The 708-nt window shown below is 58.9% G+C and carries 1 protein-coding gene; it reads left to right on the top strand.

Features of this window, described 5'->3' with window-relative positions:
* Nucleotides 1-8 precede the first annotated feature (8 nt).
* Nucleotides 9-708 (top strand): TraB/GumN family protein (locus ACR0C6_RS21775; RefSeq protein ID WP_480621232.1); only part of this gene is annotated, 700 nt, incomplete at its 3' end.

Raw genomic sequence — 708 nt, 5'->3', positions numbered from 1 at the left:
CTTTTCTACTGGCCCCGATCACGGCTAAGGCTGCGTGCGATGGGCAGGACCTGCGCCCACTGCTGTCAGATGACGCGCGGGCCGAGTTGCAACGCGCCGTGGCGGACATCCCCTTTCCGGAAGGCAACCACTGGATTGCGCGCAAGGATGACACGGTTCTGCACATCATTGGCACCCTGCACACGTATGACGAACGTATGGAAAAGGTGGTTGAACGCCTGTCTCCGGACCTGAGCCAGGCTGACGCGTTCTATTTCGAAGTCACCCAGACTGACATGGATGCATTCGAAAAAAACCTGGCCAATAATCTCAGCGCTGTAATGATCACATCCGGGCCGACCCTGATCGACCTGATGGGAGATGAAGACTGGGCCGCATTCTCGACCGCGTTGAACCAGCGCGGCATTCCCGGCTGGATGGCGGCCAAAATGCGACCGTGGTTCTTGAGCATGATGCTGAGCATCCCGCCCTGCATGATGGAAGATCCGAACGGGACCTACGGCATGGACGCCCGCCTGAACGATCTGGCCGCAGAAAACGGCATTCCGCAACACTCGCTGGAACGTATCGACGACCTGATCGCCATGTTCGACAGTCACCCGCTGGAACAGCAGGTCGAGTCACTGGTGCGCCTGTCCGGGGCGATGATGGGAAGCAACGATCAACTGGCCACCATGGCGAATGGATATCTGGGAGAAAAGCACGCCG

Source organism: Ruegeria sp. AL12 (assembly GCF_056540885.1).
The sequence above is the reverse complement of the archived record's forward strand: the minus strand, read 5'-3'. Positions and strand labels throughout refer to the sequence as shown.